Origin of the sequence: Actinoallomurus acaciae, from assembly GCF_042429965.1 — a bacterium.
GTDB classification, from domain to species: domain Bacteria; phylum Actinomycetota; class Actinomycetes; order Streptosporangiales; family Streptosporangiaceae; genus Actinoallomurus; species Actinoallomurus acaciae.
The window spans coordinates 1-1,394 of record NZ_JBHLZP010001018.1 but is presented as its reverse complement, the minus strand read 5'-3'; the positions used below and the strand labels follow the sequence as shown (position 1 = coordinate 1,394).

Genomic DNA, 1,394 nt, shown 5'->3' with positions numbered 1-1,394 from the left:
CCGCGGCGGCGGACGGGCTCGGCCTGGAGACGACCGCTCCGGCCGCGGCGGTCGTCCCGGTCGTCGTCGGCGACCCGGGGCTCGCCGTACGCGCCGCGGAGGTCTGCGCCGAGCACGGTGTGCGGGTGGGCTGTTTCCGGCCGCCATCGGTGCCGCACGGGCGGGCGTGCCTGCGCCTGACCGGCCGTGCGACCCTGGAGGAGGCAGAACTCACAGAGGTCACCGGAGCCCTGACTGGTGTCAAGGAGCTGATCGGCCCGTACTCTGCTCGTAACGCCGACCCGACGCGGCGGTGAACATGAGGAGAGCACGTGACGGCTGAACGCGCACCGGAGCTGGCGGTGGAACCTCGCGTTCCCAAGTACTACCGGTTGAAGAAGCACCTGGTCGAGCTGACCGAGGCGCTCGCACCCGGCAGTCCTTTGCCGCCTGAGCGGAGCCTGGCGGAAAAGTACGGCACGTCGCGCACGACGGTCCGGCAGGCCCTGGCGGAGCTGGTGATCGAGGGACGCCTGCAGCGCATCCAGGGCAAGGGCACGTTCGTCGCCAAGCCCAAGGTCGCCCAGGAGCTGCAGCTCGTCAGCTACACCGAGGACATGCGCCACCACGGCCTGAGCCCGGAGACGCGCATCCTCGACATCGGCTACGTGACCGCCGACGAACGCTTCGCCCGCCTCCTCGGCATCCGCCCCGGCGGCCGTGCCCTGCGCATCCACCGCCTCCGCCTGGCCGACGGCGAGCCGATGTCGATCGACACGTCGCTGCTGCCGGCGCGCCGCTTCCCCGGCCTGCGCAAGGAGCTCCCGCGGCACGACTCGCTGTACGAGACGCTGGCCACGGCGTACGACGTGCACCTGGCCGAGGCGGAGGAGACCATCGAGACCGTCCTGGCGACCCCGGACGACGCGAGCCTGCTGGGCGTCGACGTCGGCCTGCCCCTGCTCCTGCTCTCCCGCCACGCCTTCGACACGGCCGGCGAACCGGTCGAGTGGGCCCAGTCCCTGTACCGCGGCGACCGCTACAAGTTCATCACCCGCCTCCGCCGCCAGCACGAGACGCCCTGACGCTCCTGGACGGCCGAGCGGGGGTCACGCTTCGCGACCGGCCGGTCTCGACGGGGCGACCCGGACGGTCCGGGGATGACTCGCTAGAGTCGCGCGGGTGAGTGTGCTCGTCGTCACCGGGACCGACACCGGGGTGGGGAAGACCGTGACCACGGCCGCGGTCGCGGCGCTCGCCCGGGCCCGCGGGTCGTCCGTGGCGGTCGTCAAGCCCGCGCAGACCGGTGTGCGCCCCGACATGCCCGGTGATCTGGACGAGGTGCGCCGGCTGGCCGGCATCACCGACCTGCACGAGTTCGCGCGGTACGCCGCGGCCCTCGCCCCCGCCGCCGC

3 protein-coding genes are annotated in these 1,394 nt (G+C 73.0%); all 3 read left to right on the top strand.

Annotated features, from left to right (window positions below; genetic code table 11):
- On the top strand, positions 1-296 hold a 296-nt coding region (locus ACFFNX_RS50020), incomplete at its 5' end, for an aminotransferase class I/II-fold pyridoxal phosphate-dependent enzyme (RefSeq protein ID WP_378213536.1).
- A gap of 15 nt (positions 297-311) precedes the next feature.
- Complete coding sequence (locus ACFFNX_RS50015) at positions 312-1,064, top strand: GntR family transcriptional regulator (RefSeq protein ID WP_378213535.1); 753 nt, start codon at positions 312-314, stop codon at positions 1,062-1,064.
- Between the two features lie 97 nt (positions 1,065-1,161).
- The coding region (locus ACFFNX_RS50010) for an AAA family ATPase (RefSeq protein WP_378213534.1) at positions 1,162-1,394 on the top strand (233 nt) is incomplete at its 3' end.